This is a genomic window from Mesorhizobium sophorae, assembly GCF_002270415.1.
GTDB lineage: Bacteria > Pseudomonadota > Alphaproteobacteria > Rhizobiales > Rhizobiaceae > Mesorhizobium > Mesorhizobium sophorae.
This window is the reverse complement of record NZ_NNRI01000024.1, coordinates 118,710-132,743: the sequence shown is the minus strand read 5'-3', so window position 1 is coordinate 132,743 and position 14,034 is coordinate 118,710. Positions and strand designations below refer to the sequence as shown.

At 63.4% G+C, this 14,034-nt stretch carries 13 protein-coding genes; 8 read left to right on the top strand and 5 right to left on the bottom strand.

The genetic code is table 11. From position 1 onward, the window contains the following. Positions 1-89: 89 nt before the first annotated feature. Both CGZ66_RS38790 and CGZ66_RS38785 read right to left on the bottom strand, forming a co-directional pair. Positions 90-833, bottom strand: a complete 744-nt coding sequence (locus CGZ66_RS38790) for a DsbA family protein (protein WP_095091955.1) — start codon at positions 831-833, stop codon at positions 90-92. 142 nt (positions 834-975) lie between these two features. Next, positions 976-1,476 carry a DUF721 domain-containing protein gene (locus CGZ66_RS38785; RefSeq protein ID WP_095091954.1) on the bottom strand — a complete coding sequence of 167 codons (501 nt, stop codon included), beginning with the start codon at positions 1,474-1,476 and terminating at the stop codon, positions 976-978. Positions 1,477-1,524: 48 nt separating this feature from the next. Between CGZ66_RS38785 and mutY the strand changes: the two genes are divergently transcribed. Both mutY and CGZ66_RS38775 read left to right on the top strand, forming a co-directional pair. Continuing rightward, on the top strand, positions 1,525-2,658 hold the full coding sequence (gene mutY / locus CGZ66_RS38780) for an A/G-specific adenine glycosylase (RefSeq protein WP_095091953.1): 1,134 nt from the start codon (positions 1,525-1,527) through the stop codon (positions 2,656-2,658). Further along, the gene (locus CGZ66_RS38775; RefSeq protein WP_095091952.1) at positions 2,651-3,262 is read left to right on the top strand and encodes an HAD family hydrolase; all 612 of its coding nucleotides are present in this window, start codon (positions 2,651-2,653) and stop codon (positions 3,260-3,262) included. Before mutY ends, CGZ66_RS38775 begins: the two co-directional genes overlap by 8 nt. 67 nt (positions 3,263-3,329) lie before the next feature. On the opposite strand, the gene CGZ66_RS38770 is transcribed toward CGZ66_RS38775, so the two are convergent. Beyond that, the gene (locus CGZ66_RS38770; RefSeq protein ID WP_095091951.1) at positions 3,330-4,463 is read right to left on the bottom strand and encodes a site-specific DNA-methyltransferase; all 1,134 of its coding nucleotides are present in this window, start codon (positions 4,461-4,463) and stop codon (positions 3,330-3,332) included. 176 nt (positions 4,464-4,639) lie between these two features. Here CGZ66_RS38770 and CGZ66_RS38765 point away from each other — a divergent pair, with 176 nt between their 5' ends. Next, complete coding sequence (locus CGZ66_RS38765) at positions 4,640-5,329, top strand: HAD family hydrolase (protein WP_095091993.1); 690 nt, start codon at positions 4,640-4,642, stop codon at positions 5,327-5,329. Between the two features lie 23 nt (positions 5,330-5,352). Here CGZ66_RS38765 and CGZ66_RS38760 read toward each other — a convergent pair whose 3' ends face one another. Then, positions 5,353-6,087: a hypothetical protein gene (locus CGZ66_RS38760; protein ID WP_095091950.1), complete on the bottom strand. Its 735-nt coding sequence runs from the start codon at positions 6,085-6,087 to the stop codon at positions 5,353-5,355. Between the two features lie 127 nt (positions 6,088-6,214). Here CGZ66_RS38760 and thrC point away from each other — a divergent pair, with 127 nt between their 5' ends. The 4 genes from thrC to CGZ66_RS38740 are packed head-to-tail and all read left to right on the top strand — an operon-like array spanning position 6,215 to position 12,422. Further along, a complete protein-coding gene (thrC, locus tag CGZ66_RS38755) occupies positions 6,215-7,612 on the top strand; it encodes a threonine synthase (protein WP_095091949.1) in 1,398 nt (465 codons plus the stop codon). A 14-nt stretch (positions 7,613-7,626) separates the two neighbouring features. Continuing rightward, positions 7,627-8,919, top strand: coding sequence for a M16 family metallopeptidase (locus tag CGZ66_RS38750; protein ID WP_095091948.1), 1,293 nt, complete (start codon positions 7,627-7,629; stop codon positions 8,917-8,919). A gap of 15 nt (positions 8,920-8,934) precedes the next feature. Beyond that, a complete protein-coding gene (locus CGZ66_RS38745) occupies positions 8,935-9,531 on the top strand; it encodes a GNAT family N-acetyltransferase (protein ID WP_095091947.1) in 597 nt (198 codons plus the stop codon). Between the two features lie 2 nt (positions 9,532-9,533). Then, positions 9,534-12,422 (top strand): EAL domain-containing protein, encoded by a 2,889-nt coding sequence (locus CGZ66_RS38740; RefSeq protein WP_095091946.1) that lies wholly within the window; start codon positions 9,534-9,536, stop codon positions 12,420-12,422. Positions 12,423-12,439: 17 nt separating this feature from the next. On the opposite strand, the gene CGZ66_RS38735 is transcribed toward CGZ66_RS38740, so the two are convergent. Beyond that, positions 12,440-13,048, bottom strand: coding sequence for a YqgE/AlgH family protein (locus tag CGZ66_RS38735; protein ID WP_095091945.1), 609 nt, complete (start codon positions 13,046-13,048; stop codon positions 12,440-12,442). A 169-nt stretch (positions 13,049-13,217) separates the two neighbouring features. Between CGZ66_RS38735 and CGZ66_RS38730 the strand changes: the two genes are divergently transcribed. Further along, complete coding sequence (locus CGZ66_RS38730) at positions 13,218-14,024, top strand: protein-disulfide reductase DsbD domain-containing protein (RefSeq protein WP_095091944.1); 807 nt, start codon at positions 13,218-13,220, stop codon at positions 14,022-14,024. Positions 14,025-14,034 lie beyond the last annotated feature (10 nt).

Genomic DNA, 14,034 nt, shown 5'->3' with positions numbered 1-14,034 from the left:
GCGGATTCAGCAAAGATGTGCCGTGGTTTCCACGGCAAGGCAAATGGGCGACCGGCGCCGGGCGCGGCCGCTTCGATGCTGCCTGAGCGTCAGAGCAGAGGGTCGATAATGGCCGACATTTCCGCAATCGACATCGCCCCCTTGTAGGTCTTACCGTTGATGAAGAAGGTCGGTGTCGAGTCGACCTTGAATTCATTGGCGCCGCGCTTCTGGACCGATCTCACATCGTCCAGAAGTTTCTGGTCCGTCAAGCAGGCCTCGAAGGACTCCTGTGTAAAACCGGCCAGCTTGGAGATCTGCAGCAGCGCATCCTTGGTATTGGGCACTCCAACCCAGTTCGCCTGCTGCCTGAACAGCACGTCCACCATCGGGAAATAGTTATCCTTGGCGCAGCGCGCCAGCATGAATCCGGCTTCGGCGCTCGGATCGAACGGGAATTCGCGCAGGATGTAGCGGGCCTTGCCGGTGTCGATGTACTTGGTCTTCAGGTCCGGAAAGGTGGTCTCGGCGAAATGCGCGCAATGCGGGCAGGTCATCGAGGCGTATTCGACGATGGTGACCTTGGCGTCGTCCTTGCCAAGCTGCTTGTCGGGCAGCGCACCCGGCTTCAGCAGTTCAGCCATATCCACGGTGCCCTGGGCTTCCGGTGCCGTAGCGGCGGCCGGCGTGGCCGGCTTCGCAGGCGCGGCCGGGTCCGCGGGCTTTACATCCGCCGCCTTGGCTTGCTCGTCAGAGTCGCTGCAGGCGGCGAGCAGGGCGACCGCCGGGATGGCGGCCAGCGAAGTCAGGACGTTTCTGCGAGACAAGCTTTGGCCAAACGGGGGACGGTTCATACGAATCACCTGACAAGAGTTGGATTTTGCAATGCAAAGGCACGAAAAGGCGAGAGTTGGCGCGAATTAAGGCATCTCCATCCCCAATCCAATCGCCAAACCTGACAGGGGCGATCACGAATGCGAGATATTGACGACAAATCTATGACTTCCTTTCGCCCAGAATGGTGGCGCCGAGCCTTTCCAGCGAGGCGCGCAGCCCATCATCGTCGACCAGGCCGACGGTCGAGGACAGTTTCGTCTTCTCGGCCGCGGTCAGCGGCCTGAAGGTCGGTTTGCGCTTTCCTTGGTCCGCTGTCACCGGCTTCTGCAGGATCCTGATCCGGCTGATGGCGGTGAAACCGAGGAAGGCGTTGACCCGGTTGATGATCTCGCCGGTCTCGTGCTGCAGATGCAGCGCCGCCATGCCTTCGCAGGCGATGACCAGCACCGCCGGCTCGAACGGATCGTCTTCATGCATGCGGCGCGGCCACTGGATTTTTTCGGGACGCGAGCGGCTGGCAAGGCGTGGCCCGGCGATCTCTTCCCACGACTGGACGAGGCCGATCGAAATGCCGGCCCGCTTGCGCAGCACCGGGTCGAGGATTTTGGTCGCAAGATCGCTAACCGGGACGGGATTGCCGTAGGGCGTTCTCCCTGCCATGTACGTTCTCCAGCCTCACCAGCATCGGCCAAGGCCAATTCCCGATCAATGGCACCAGCAGACCAGACCCGCAAGACCACACCCCCATTCGGTGCCGACATCGCGTCCCGCCTGCTCGGCTGGTACGATGTGCATCATCGCGAGTTGCCGTGGCGCATCACGCCGCGTGAGCATGCGCGCGGCGTGATGCCCGATCCCTACCGTATCTGGCTGTCCGAAGTCATGCTGCAGCAAACCACTGTCGAAGCGGTGAAGGCCTATTTTCGCGTCTTCGTCGAGAAATGGCCTGATGTCGGGGCGCTGGCCGCGGCACCGACCGAGGATGTGATGAAGGCCTGGGCCGGGCTCGGCTACTATTCCCGCGCGCGCAATCTCAAGGCCTGCGCCGACCTGGTGGCCCAGCGCGGCGGCCGGTTTCCCGACACGGAAGCCGGCCTCAGGGAACTGCCCGGCATCGGCGCCTATACATCGGCGGCGATCACCGCGATCGCCTTCGACCGCCCCGCCGCCGTCGTCGACGGCAATGTCGAACGCGTCATCTCCCGGCTGTTTTCGATCACAACGCCGCTGAGCGAAGCCAAGGCCGAGATACGCGCCCATGTCGAGCGCATGGTGCCAGGGACAAGGCCGGGCGATTTCGCCCAGGCGATGATGGATCTCGGCGCCACCATCTGCACGCCACGCCGGCCGAGCTGCATGTTGTGCCCGCTGCGCGAAGATTGCAGCGCGGTCGTTTCAGGTGACCCCGAACATTTCCCGGTGCGGCTGCCCAAGGCCGACAAGCCGCTGCGGCGCGGTGCGGCCTTCGTCGCCGTGCGGGGCGACGGCGCCGTCCTGCTGCGCAAGCGGGCGGAGAAAGGCCTGCTTGGCGGCATGACCGAAGTGCCGACGACCGCCTGGACAGCGCGGATCGATGGCGCCACCACGCAAGCGGCCGCACCCTTTCCCGGCAACTGGAAGCCCACGGGGCGGATCGCGCACGTCTTCACCCATTTCGCGCTCGAGCTCGACGTGTTCCTTGCCCACACGAACGGCGAGACGCCGGCCGGCCATTTCTGGTCGCTGCCTTCAGACATTTCGGGCGAAGCACTACCCACTGTCATGAAAAAGGCAATCGAGGCTGCGATACCCGGCGCGACGAAAAAACCGTCGCCACACAGTGCAAAGAGGCCCCATGACTGAAATCCGCCACATCGTTTTCGACATCGGCAGAGTGCTGATCCACTACGATCCGAATATCCCGTTCAGCCGCCTCATTCCGGATGCCGAAGAGAGAAAGTGGTTCTTCGACAATGTCTGCACGCATGACTGGAACATCGAGCAGGATCGCGGCCGGACATGGCAAGAGGCCGAGGCGCTGCTGATCGCGGAGCATCCCGATCACGCGGAAAACATCCGCAATTTTCGTCGCTACTGGCACGACATGGTGCCGCACGCCTATGACGACAGTGTCGCCATCATGGTCGGCCTTATCGAGAGCGGCCACGACGTGACCATGCTGACCAATTTCGCCAGCGACACGCTCTCCGAGGCGCGCGAACGCTTCGATTTTCTCGAACGGCCGCGCGGCGTCACCATCTCCGGCGAAGTCGGGATGATCAAGCCGGACCGCGGCATCTACGATCATCACGTCGCCGCGTTCGGGCTCGAGCCGTCGGCCACGCTGTTCATCGACGACAGCCAGAAGAACGTCGACGGCGCCAAGGCGGCCGGCTGGCAAGCGGTGCTGTTCACCGATGCCAAGACGCTTCAGGCAGACCTCGAACGCCTCGGAATCATGTCGTGATTTGAGTCGCTTCCGGCGATCCGTTGAGCATTTGAATCAACGGGAATGTGCGCCAGCCGGCAGGGGTTCAGGCCCCTGCCCGCTCCATGCCGAGCCGGGCAATGCGGCGAAGCTCGTCGATCGGGGTCAGGCCGCCGCTGCGCTCATAGTGCCAGAAGGTCCAGCCGTTGCAGGCATCCAGGCCCTGCACTTCGGCGCCGATCTTGTGGATCGAGCCGGCGCTGTCGCCGATCGCCACGGTGCCGTCGGCGCGCACCTTGGCCGCCCAGCGCTTCTTGGCGTCGTAGAGCGTGGCACCTGGCGCCACCAGCCCGGTGTCGATGAGGCTGACGAAGGCGACGCGCGGTTCGGCGCGCTTGCCGGTGAGCACGGTCAGATCGGCGCCGTCCAGCGGCCGCACCGCATCGATGCGCTCGTGGGCCGCATCGATATAGGCCTGCTCCCGCTCGATGCCGACGAAATGACGACCAAGCCGCTTGGCCACCGCGCCGGTGGTGCCTGAGCCAAAGAAGGGGTCGAGCACGATGTCGCCCGGTTTGGTCGAGGCCATCACGATGCGAGCGAGCAGCGCTTCCGGCTTCTGCGTCGGATGCAGCTTGTCGCCATTGTCGTTCTTCAGCCGCTCGCCGCCGGTGCAGATCGGGAATAGCCAGTCGGAGCGCATCTGGATGTCGTCGTTCGAGGCCTTCATGGCTTCGTAATTGAAGGTGTAGCCCTTGCCCTTCTGGTCGCGCGACGCCCAGATCATCGTCTCATGCGCATTCTGGAACCGGCGGCCACGGAAATTCGGCATTGGATTGGTCTTGCGCCAGACGACGTCGTTGAGGATCCAGAAGCCCAGATCCTGCATCTTGGCGCCGACCCGGAAGATGTTGTGATAAGAGCCGATGACCCAGATGGTGCCATTCGGCTTCAGCACCCGCCGCGCCGCCAGCAGCCAGGCGCGGGTGAAGGCGTCATAGGCCTCGAAGCTCTCGAACCGGTCCCAATCGTCGTCGACCGCATCGACCTTCGACTGATCTGGCCGGTGCAGGTCGCCGTCGAGCTGAAGATTGTAGGGCGGATCGGCGAAAATGACGTCGATCGACTTTTCCGGCAGTCGATCGAGCGCGGCAACGCAGTCACCCTTGAGGATCGTGTCCAGCCATTCGGATTGCTGGGGGGCGTGGGATAGCTCGTCGAGAAGACGCACGGCAGACATTCTGACACCCAAGGCACGCGTTGCAGTTTTACTCTCTGTTATGGTTACCGATCAGCGTAAATATTCGGTGAAGGCCAAAACTGCGGATCTCCAAATTTGCGAAGGCGGCCCTGTTGGTGTATGCCGCGCCGCCTGAGCCTTCCGAGGCCCTTCATCCTCCCATTGTCCGGATCACCATGCCCCAGCCAGACCTTGTCATCTTCGATTGCGACGGCGTCCTCGTCGATTCCGAAATCGTCGCCGCGCGGGTCGAGGCGGAACTGCTGACCTTGGCCGGCTACGAAATATCGCCTGAGGAACTCGCCGAGACCTACGCCGGACTGACCTTCAAGGACATCATGATGCGGGTCGAGGAGAAGTCCAGCATCCCGTTCCAGGCCTCGCTGATCGACCGCGCCGAAGACCTCGTCGATCGCAAATTGCGCAGCGACGTCCGCGCCATCGACGGCGCGCGCGAGGCGGTCGCCGCGGTCACTGTACCGCACTGCGTCTGCTCGAATTCGCGCTCCGAGCGGATCGAATTCATGCTGGAGAAAGTGCACCTGCTGCCGTATTTCGCCGGCCGGATCTTTTCGGCCCTGGAGATACCAAGCAAGAAGACCAAGCCGGCGCCTGACGTGTTCCTGTTCGCGGCGGAGAAACTCAACGCCAACCCGGCGAACACATTCGTCATCGAGGATTCCGTGCATGGCGTCCACGGCGCGCGAACGGCCGGCATGCGCGTGATCGGCTTCACCGGCGCAGGCCACAGCTATCCCGGTCATGCCGACGCCTTGACGGAAGCCGGCGCCGAGACGGTCATCCGCCGCTGGGCGGAGCTGAAAAGCGTGATCGCCGCGCTGTCGGAGTGGTCGGCGGACGCCTGAGAGATTTGCGTCGCGACGCGAGACTAGTTCGTGGCGACAGCCTTCTTCCTCTTCTTCGGCTTGTCCGTCGTTGCCTTCGGCGCGGTTTCATCATAGCCGGCAAAGGCCTGATAGTCCTGCGCCGACGGCTCGGGAACGACGACATTGGAATCCGTGAAGACGAACTGCGTCGCGACCGAAGGGTCGGTGACCTGGATCTGATAGGGATGGATCTGCGAGTAGAGAACATCCGTGCCATGCATCACCGCGACACGGATCGGCATGGTGATGGTGCCGGGGGAAAATTTCGGTCCGGGCACAACCTTGCCGGCGACCGCGATCTTCATCGTCAACTGCCCGTTGGCGCGCAGGCAATCACGGGTCACGTCGCTGATCGACGCCTGGTAGATGATGTTCGCAGACTCGTCGGGCGCGGTCGCGGCCGCGTCGGCCGCGGCCTGCGCCTCCTGCGCCTGCTGCTCGGCCTCGGCCTGGTTCCTCGGCTTGCGCATGGGCTTCGACTTGGGCTTCTGCACGCCCTTGGCATAGGTGTTGAAGAAGGCCGTGCCGTCGCGCACCGTCACTCTGGGGCAATAGGCCTGCAACTGGCTAGACAGGACCTTGGGATCCTGGGGCGGCGGCGGCGCTGTCGGATCCTTCTTGCCGAAGCCGAGGTCCAGGATGCCATTGTCGCTCGATTGGCAGCCGGCGGCGGCGAGCATAAAGCCGGTAAGCGCAAGACCCGCCAAAAAGCGGCCACTGAATGTACGAAACGCCATGAAACTGCACTTCCCTCTCGCAAAGCTGGTGACGTATATCAACCGCGCGGCAAAAATGCGACTGAGCCAGCGCAGAAATTAACCACCTTGTGGTGAACGGAAAACCCAGCGGTAACGGATTTGTGACATGCACTATGTGAGTACCCGCGGCGAAGCGCCCGAGCTTGGATTTTCCGACGCTGTGCTGGCTGGACTGGCGCGCGACGGCGGGCTCTACGTGCCGCAAGAGTGGCCGCAGTTTTCCGCTGCCGAGATCCGCGCCATGCGCGGCCTTGCCTATCCCGATCTTGCAATCCGCGTGCTGTCGCCCTTCCTTGGCGACGAAATCCCGGCGCCCGTCTTCGAGCGCCTGGTTCGCGAAGCCTATGCCACCTTCCGCCACGAGGCCGTCTGCCCGTTGGTGCAGACCGGCCCCAACACCTTCATCCTGGAACTCTTCCACGGGCCGACTCTCGCCTTCAAGGACGTGGCGATGCAGCTTCTGGCCCGGCTGATGGACCATGTGCTCGCCGAACGCGACCAGCACGCCACCATCGTCGGCGCCACCTCGGGCGATACCGGCGGGGCCGCCATCGATGCCTTTGCCGGGCGCAGCCGCACCGACATCTTCATCCTTTTCCCGCATGGCCGCGTCTCGCCGGTGCAGCAGCGGCAGATGACGACGTCGACCGCGCAAAATGTTCATGCGCTGGCCATCGAAGGCAATTTCGACGATTGCCAGGGCCTGCTCAAGGACATGTTCAACGACCACGGCTTTCGCGACCGGGTTGCGCTTTCGGGTGTCAATTCGATCAACTGGGCCCGCATCATGGCCCAGATCGTCTATTATTTCTCCTCGGCGCTGTCGCTGGGCGCGCCGGACAGGCCGGTCTCCTTCACGGTGCCGACAGGCAATTTCGGCGATATCTTCGCCGGCTACGCCGCCAAGAAGATGGGCCTGCCGATCGAGCGGCTGATAATCGCCACCAACGACAACGACATCCTGGCGCGCACTTTCGCAACCGGCGAATACCGCACCAAGGGCGTCTTTGCGACCACTTCGCCATCGATGGATATCCAGGTGTCGTCGAATTTCGAGCGCTTGCTGTTCGAGGCCTCCGACCGTGACGCGGCGACCGTGCGGCGCTACATGGACAGTCTCAAGCAGTCCGGCGCTTTCACCATCGAAACCCAGCAAATCGCTGGGATGCGGTCCGAATTCGATGCCGGCCGCGCGACCATGGACGAGGTCGCCGCCACCATCCGTTCGACACTCGCCGGCAGCAACTACCTGCTCGATCCGCACACCGCGGCAGCCGTGCATGTCGCGGCGGGCAAGGCTTCAGGCGCGGTGCCGATGGTGGTGCTTGGCACCGCCCATCCGGCAAAGTTCCCGGCTGCCGTCGAAGCCGCCAGCGGCGTCTTGCCCGCACTGCCCGCATGGCTAGGTGGGTTGATGACATCGGAGGAAAAATACACGGTACTTCCATCCGACCTGAAAATGGTGGAAGATTACGTCGGCCGCCGCGCGCGGGCGGCGCGTTAGGGAGTAGTAGCCATATGGGTGTTGAGGTAAGCCGTCTGTCGAACGGCCTGACAGTCGCCACCGAAACCCTTCAAAGCATCGAATCGGTTGCCCTTGGTGCCTGGGTCAAGTCAGGCGCCCGCAATGAACGTGACGAAGAGCATGGCATGGCCCATCTGCTCGAGCACATGGCGTTCAAGGGCACGAAAAGGCGAAGCGCCTTCGAAATCGCCTCGGAGATCGAGGACGTCGGCGGCGAGATCAACGCCGCCACCAGCGTCGAGACCACCTCCTACTATGCCAGGGTGCTCTCCGACGACGTGCCGCTGGCCGTCGACATTCTTGCCGACATCCTGCAGGAGTCCGAGTTCGACCCGCAGGAGCTCGAACGCGAGCAGCACGTGATCCTGCAGGAGATCGGCGCAGCACACGACACGCCCGACGACATCGTCTTCGACCGTTTCACCGAGACAGCCTTCCGCCACCAGACGATCGGTCGCTCGATCCTGGGCACGCCGGAAACCGTCAAATCCTTCACATCGAAGCAGCTGCACGATTTCATCGAACGGCAATACGGCGCCGAGCGCATGGTGATCGTCGCTGCCGGCGACATCAAGCACGACAATTTCGTGCGCGAGGTCGAAAAGCAGCTCGGCGGCTTCCGCAGCAAGGCCGACAGCACCATCCCGCAATATGCGCAATATGTCGGCGGCGACTTCCGTGAGGACCGCGACCTGATGGACGCGCAGATCGTGCTGGGCTTCGAGGGCCGCGCCTATCATGTGCGCGACTTCTATGCCTCGCAGGTGCTGTCGATGATCCTCGGCGGCGGCATGTCGTCGCGTCTTTTCCAGGAGGTCCGCGAAAAGCGCGGCCTGTGCTATTCGGTCTATGCCTTCCACTGGGGCTTTTCCGACACCGGCGTCTTCGGTGTCCATGCCGCGACCGGCCAGAGCGATATCGCCGAACTGGTGCCGGTCATCATCGACGAACTGCAGAAGGCCGGCGAGAAGATCCTGCAGGAAGAACTCGACCGGGCGCGCGCACAATATCGCGCCGGGCTGATCATGTCCGCCGAAAGCCCGGCCAGCCGCGCCTCGCAGATCGCACGGCAGCTGCTTCTGTTCGGCCGGCCGATCGCCAAGGAGGAACTGATGGAACGGCTGTCGGCGCTCACGATCGAGCGGCTGACCGACCTGTCGTCGCGGCTGTTCTCGACCAAGCCGACGCTTACAGCTGTCGGGCCTGTGGGTACGCTGGCGCCATACGAGGCGATCCTCGATTCGCTTGCGGGCACGCAGACCGCCACCCGCAAGCTCGCCGTCTAAGCCCCTCAAAGCGTCGTGTTCGCGCTCCCTTTCTTTCGCCGTGACCTGCCGGCGCTGAAGGGTGACCACGTCATGCTGCGCGTGCCCTTCACGAATGACTATCGCGAATGGGCGGCGGTGCGTGGCGAAAGCCGTGCCTTTCTCGAACCATGGGAGCCACGCTGGACTCCCGATGAACTCGACCGCACCGCCTGGCGGCTGCGCATCAGCCGCTACCGCGAAGACTATGCGCAGGGAACTGCAATCGCCTTCTTCATATTCGAAAAGAGCAGCGGCAAGCTGGCGGGCGGCATCACGCTCGGCAACATACGCCATGGTGTCTCGCAAAGCGGCCATGTCGGCTATTGGATCGGCGAGCGCTTTGGCGGTCGTGGCCTGATGACCGACGCGGTCAAGGTAGTGACGCGCTTCGCCTTCGATACGCTGAGGTTGCACCGGATCGAAGCGGCCTGTATTCCCGACAACGCCCGGTCGATCCGCGTGCTTGAAAAAGCCGGATTCCGGCGCGAAGGACTTCTGCGATCCTATCTCAGGATCAACGGCATCTGGCAGGACCACTACCTCTACGCCCGGATCTCGGACGATCCGCCGGGCGCTGGAACGAAGGACTGATCTTGACGAATTTCCTGCGAAACGGGCCGCTGTTCGCCTTTGTCCTCGCGACAATCCTGACGCTGTGCGCGGCATCGTCGGCCTTCGCCGTTGAACCGATCAAGATTGCCCGCGACGACGTCGCGCTCGACCTTTCGGGCGCCGTCGAGATCTACCGGAACCAGGGCGAGAATTTCCAGGTGTCGACCGCTCCCGGACCGGACGGCATCGTGCGGCGCATCGAGGTCGAGGCCAATGATGCGCGCTCGACTGGCGACTGGGCGGTCTTCGCGCTGGCCAACACCACCGACCAGCAGCTCGACCGGCTGATCGTCGCGCCGCATTTCCGGCTGGTGAATTCCGGCATCTTCTGGCCCGATCTCGGCTCGACCCGCATCGCCGCCATCACGCCCAGCGAGGGCTTCGCGCTCGACCGCCAGACCAGCCCCGACGCCGACGTGTTCCGGGTGACGCTGAACCCGGGCACGGTGATCACCTTTATCGCCGAACTGGCTTCGCCGAAACTGCCGCAGGTCTATTTGTGGGACCCGGAATCCTACAAGGACTCGGTCAATTCCTACACGCTGTTTCGCGGCATCGTCATCGGCATCGCCGGCCTGCTGGCGCTGTTCCTGACCATCCTTTTCGTGGTCAAGGGAACCTCGATGTTCCCGGCGACCGCGGCGCTCGCCTGGGCGGTGCTGGCCTATATCTGCGTCGATTTCGGCTTCCTCAACAAGATCATCGAAATCTCGCCCGGCAACGAGCAGATGTGGCGAGCGGGAACGGAGGTGGCACTGGCGGGAACCTTCGTGGTGTTCCTGTTCGCCTATCTCAACCTCAACCGATGGCACGGCCATTTCAGCTATGGCGCGCTGGTCTGGATCCTTGGACTGCTGCTGATCGCCGGCGTCGCCATCGTCGATCCGGCGGTCGCCGCCGGCATCGCCAGGCTGTCCTTCGCCGCAACCGCGCTGACCGGGCTCGGCCTGATCATCTTCCTCGGTATACGCGGCTACGACCGCGCCATCATGCTGGTGCCCAGTTGGGTCATGGTGCTGTTGTGGCTGTGCGGGTCGTGGATGGCGATCACCGGCATGCTCGACAACGACATCGCCCAGCCGGCATTGGGTGGCGGGCTGATCCTGATCATCCTTCTGATCGGCTTCACCGTCATGCAGCACGCCTTTGCCGGCGGCGCGCTGCACCAGGGCCTGTTCTCCGACCTCGAGCGGCAGGCGCTGGCAGTGGCCGGATCGGGCGATACGGTGTGGGACTGGGACGTGCTGCGCGACCGCGTCGTCACCAAGCCCGATGTCAGCATCCAGCTCGGCCTGGCGCCAAACAGCCTTGGCGGTGCCGCGCGCAACTGGCTGCCGGTGCTGCATGCCGACGACCGCGACACCTTCCGCACGACGCTCGACGTGGTGCTGGAACACCGGCGCGGCCGGGTGTCGCAGAACTTCCGCCTGCGCGGAGCCGACGGCCACTATCACTGGTTCTCGCTGCGCGCGCGGCCAGTGATCGGGTCGGACGGCGAAGTCATTCGCTGCGTCGGCACCATGGTCGACGTCACCGAGCAGAAGAAATCCGAGGAGCGTCTGCTGCACGACGCCGTGCACGACAATTTGACCGGGCTGCCGAACCGCGAATTGTTGATGAACCGGCTGGAAGCGGTCATCTCGATCGCCCGCACCGAAGAAAAGGTACGCCCGACCGTCTTCGTCATCGACATCGATCGTTTCAAGCAGGTCAATGATGGGCTCGGCATCTCGGCGGGCGACACCATCCTCTTGACCATTGCGCGCCGGCTGCACCGGCTGCTCAAGCCGAAGGATTCGCTGTCGCGTTTTGCCGGCGATCAGTTCGCACTAATGCTGTTGTCCGAGCAGGATCCGTCCCGCATCGCCGCCGTCGCCGACGCCATCAAGCATGCCATCAACAACCCGATCACCTTTGCCAAGCGCGAGATCGTGCTGACCGCATCGATCGGACTGATCACCTGGAACTCGACGCAGATGTCGGCCGAGGACATGGTCAAGGACGCCGAGCTTGCCATGCATCAGGCCAAGCGCTTCGGCGGCGACAGGATCGAGCCGTTCCGCCCGGCCTTCCGCACCGTCGGCACCGACAGGCTGCAGTTCGAATCCGACCTGCGCCGCGCCATCGAGCGGCGCGAATTCACGCTCGCCTATCAGCCGATCGTGCGGCTGGAGGATGGCAGCGTCGCCGGCTTCGAGGCCTTGCTGCGCTGGGACCATCCGCGTCGCGGCATGATCCCGCCGGCGGATTTCATCCCGGTCGCCGAAAGCTGCGGGCTGATCGTGCAGCTCGGCCTGTTCGCCATGCAGCAGGCGGCCGAGGACCTTGCCGGATGGCAAAAGCAGATCGGCGACGCGCCGCTGTCGGTCTCGGTCAACCTGTCCAGCCGCCAGCTCATCCGCCGCGACCTGGTCAGCGACGTCCGCTCGGTCATCGCACGCGCCAATCTGAAGCCGCGCTGCTTCCGGCTCGAGCTCACTGAATCGCTGGTGATGGATAATCCCGAGCAGACGGCCCATGTGCTGACCAAGCTGAAACAGCTCGGCATCGGCCTGTCGCTGGACGATTTCGGCACCGGCTATTCCTCACTGGCTTATCTGACGCGTTTTCCCTTCGACACGATCAAGATCGACAAGAGCTTTGTCGACGACAACACCCCCAAACGCGCGGTGCTGCTCAAATCCATGGTCAACATGGCGCATGAACTCGGACTGTCCGTGGTCGCCGAGGGCATTTCGGACGAACGCGACGCGCTGGAGCTGCGCCAGATGGGCTGCGAATATGTGCAAAGCTTCATGTTCGGCGCGCCGATGCCGGGCGACCAGGTGCTGAAGACGCTGAAGGAACAGTATCCGCTGACGCAAGCCTGAGACCTCTGTGATGAGGCTCAGGCGTGTCCGGCGGCGAGGCTGAGATGGGCGAGGTCGATGCCGATCGAGGCGAGGATGCGGTCGTACTTGCGCTCAATGTCGGTGTCGAACAGAAACTCGGAGTTGGCCGGGCAAGTCAGCCAGCCATTCTCGGCGATCTCGGTCTCCAACTGGCCGGCGCCCCAACCCGAATAGCCGAGCGCCATCAGCGCGTGACGGGGTCCACGGCCAGACGAAATGGCGCGCAATATGTCGACGGTCGCGGTCAGGCAGATGTCGTCCGAAACGGTCAGCGACGATTCCACCCGGTAGTCGCCCGAATGCAGGACAAAGCCCCGGCTGCGATCGACGGGCCCGCCATTGCGCACGACGAAATCGCGAGCCTGCGCCGGCAAGCGGATCGCTTCCTGTTCGTTCATGATGCCCAGTTGCACGAGCAGATCCGGAAACAGCATCTGCTGTGTCTGGTTGATGATCAGGCCCATCGCGCCTTCATCGCTGTGCGCGCAGACGTAGATGACCGAGCGCGTGAAACGGTCGTCCTTCATGCCGGGCATGGCAATCAGGAACTGATCGTCGAGAAAACCGCGGCTGGCGGCTGTCTTCTTGTGGCGCAGCAAGTCCATGACAGCAAAGGTAACGCGTTTCCAAAGCGCCGAAAAGATGCACCGTGCGGGATTCGACCAAAGCCTATGTGACCAGGCAGAGCATTCTTCCCTCGAGGTCACGCAAATATGATACCGGCAAGGTCATGAAGACATTGCGCGGCCACGAACGGACGATCAAATCACCGCCATGCAAAGCTTGAAAATCCTGCTGCTCGGCGCTGCCATCGGATCGGCAACCGTTCTTCCCGCCGCCGCTTCATCATCGTCGTGGTACAACAGCGAAGGCGGCAAGGTCCGGCTGGTGACCAGCGGCAAGGCCGATGCCGCTGGCCGCATCCAGGGCGTTCTCGACATAGCGCTCAAGCCCGGCTGGAAGACCTACTGGCGTGACCCGGGCGACGCGGGCGTGCCGCCGCAGCTCGACATTTCAGCCAGCACGAACATCGCCGACGCCCGCCTTTCCTTCCCGGCGCCGCAGCGTCATGACGAAGGCTATGGCAAATGGGCAGGCTACGACTATCCGGTTTCGCTGCCGGTCGTGTTCACCCTGTCGGCGGCCAAAGATCCAGCCGTCATCGACGCCGACATCTTTCTCGGCATTTGCGAAACGATCTGCATTCCGGTGCAGACGCGGCTGACCGTCGACCCCGGCTCCGACCCGGACAATGCCGAAGACATGGCGCTGGTGAAGGCGAGCTTCGCGGCGTTGCCCACACCCGCAAGGTCCGATTTCGGCATCAACGTGCTGCCGGGTGACCACGAGACGCTGGTTGTCGAGGCGAGCTTTCCCGGCGATCCGGAGGCGGCGGATTTCTTTGTCGCCGGGGAGCGGGATTATATGTTCGGCACCCCTGCCCGCAGCGAAAAGGACGGCAAGCTGATCTTCACCGTGCCGATCCTCGACCGCCCGTCGACAACGCCGACGGATGGCGGGCTTCATTATACGCTGACGAGTTCGACCGGCGCCGTCGAAGGGCTCTTGCCGTTTCCTTAAAGCGCTTCGC

Excerpts from the sequence above, each read along its gene's own strand:
- CGZ66_RS38790 (WP_095091955.1), bottom strand. The coding sequence starts at position 833 with ATGAACCGTCCCCCGTTTGGCCAAAGCTTGTCTCGCAGAAACGTCCTG.
- CGZ66_RS38785 (WP_095091954.1), bottom strand. The coding sequence starts at position 1,476 with ATGGCAGGGAGAACGCCCTACGGCAATCCCGTCCCGGTTAGCGATCTT.
- mutY (WP_095091953.1), top strand. The coding sequence starts at position 1,525 with ATGGCACCAGCAGACCAGACCCGCAAGACCACACCCCCATTCGGTGCC.
- CGZ66_RS38775 (WP_095091952.1), top strand. The coding sequence starts at position 2,651 with ATGACTGAAATCCGCCACATCGTTTTCGACATCGGCAGAGTGCTGATC.
- CGZ66_RS38770 (WP_095091951.1), bottom strand. The coding sequence starts at position 4,463 with ATGTCTGCCGTGCGTCTTCTCGACGAGCTATCCCACGCCCCCCAGCAA.
- CGZ66_RS38765 (WP_095091993.1), top strand. The coding sequence starts at position 4,640 with ATGCCCCAGCCAGACCTTGTCATCTTCGATTGCGACGGCGTCCTCGTC.
- CGZ66_RS38760 (WP_095091950.1), bottom strand. The coding sequence starts at position 6,087 with ATGGCGTTTCGTACATTCAGTGGCCGCTTTTTGGCGGGTCTTGCGCTT.
- thrC (WP_095091949.1), top strand. The coding sequence starts at position 6,215 with ATGCACTATGTGAGTACCCGCGGCGAAGCGCCCGAGCTTGGATTTTCC.
- CGZ66_RS38750 (WP_095091948.1), top strand. The coding sequence starts at position 7,627 with ATGGGTGTTGAGGTAAGCCGTCTGTCGAACGGCCTGACAGTCGCCACC.
- CGZ66_RS38735 (WP_095091945.1), bottom strand. The coding sequence starts at position 13,048 with ATGGACTTGCTGCGCCACAAGAAGACAGCCGCCAGCCGCGGTTTTCTC.
- CGZ66_RS38730 (WP_095091944.1), top strand. The coding sequence starts at position 13,218 with ATGCAAAGCTTGAAAATCCTGCTGCTCGGCGCTGCCATCGGATCGGCA.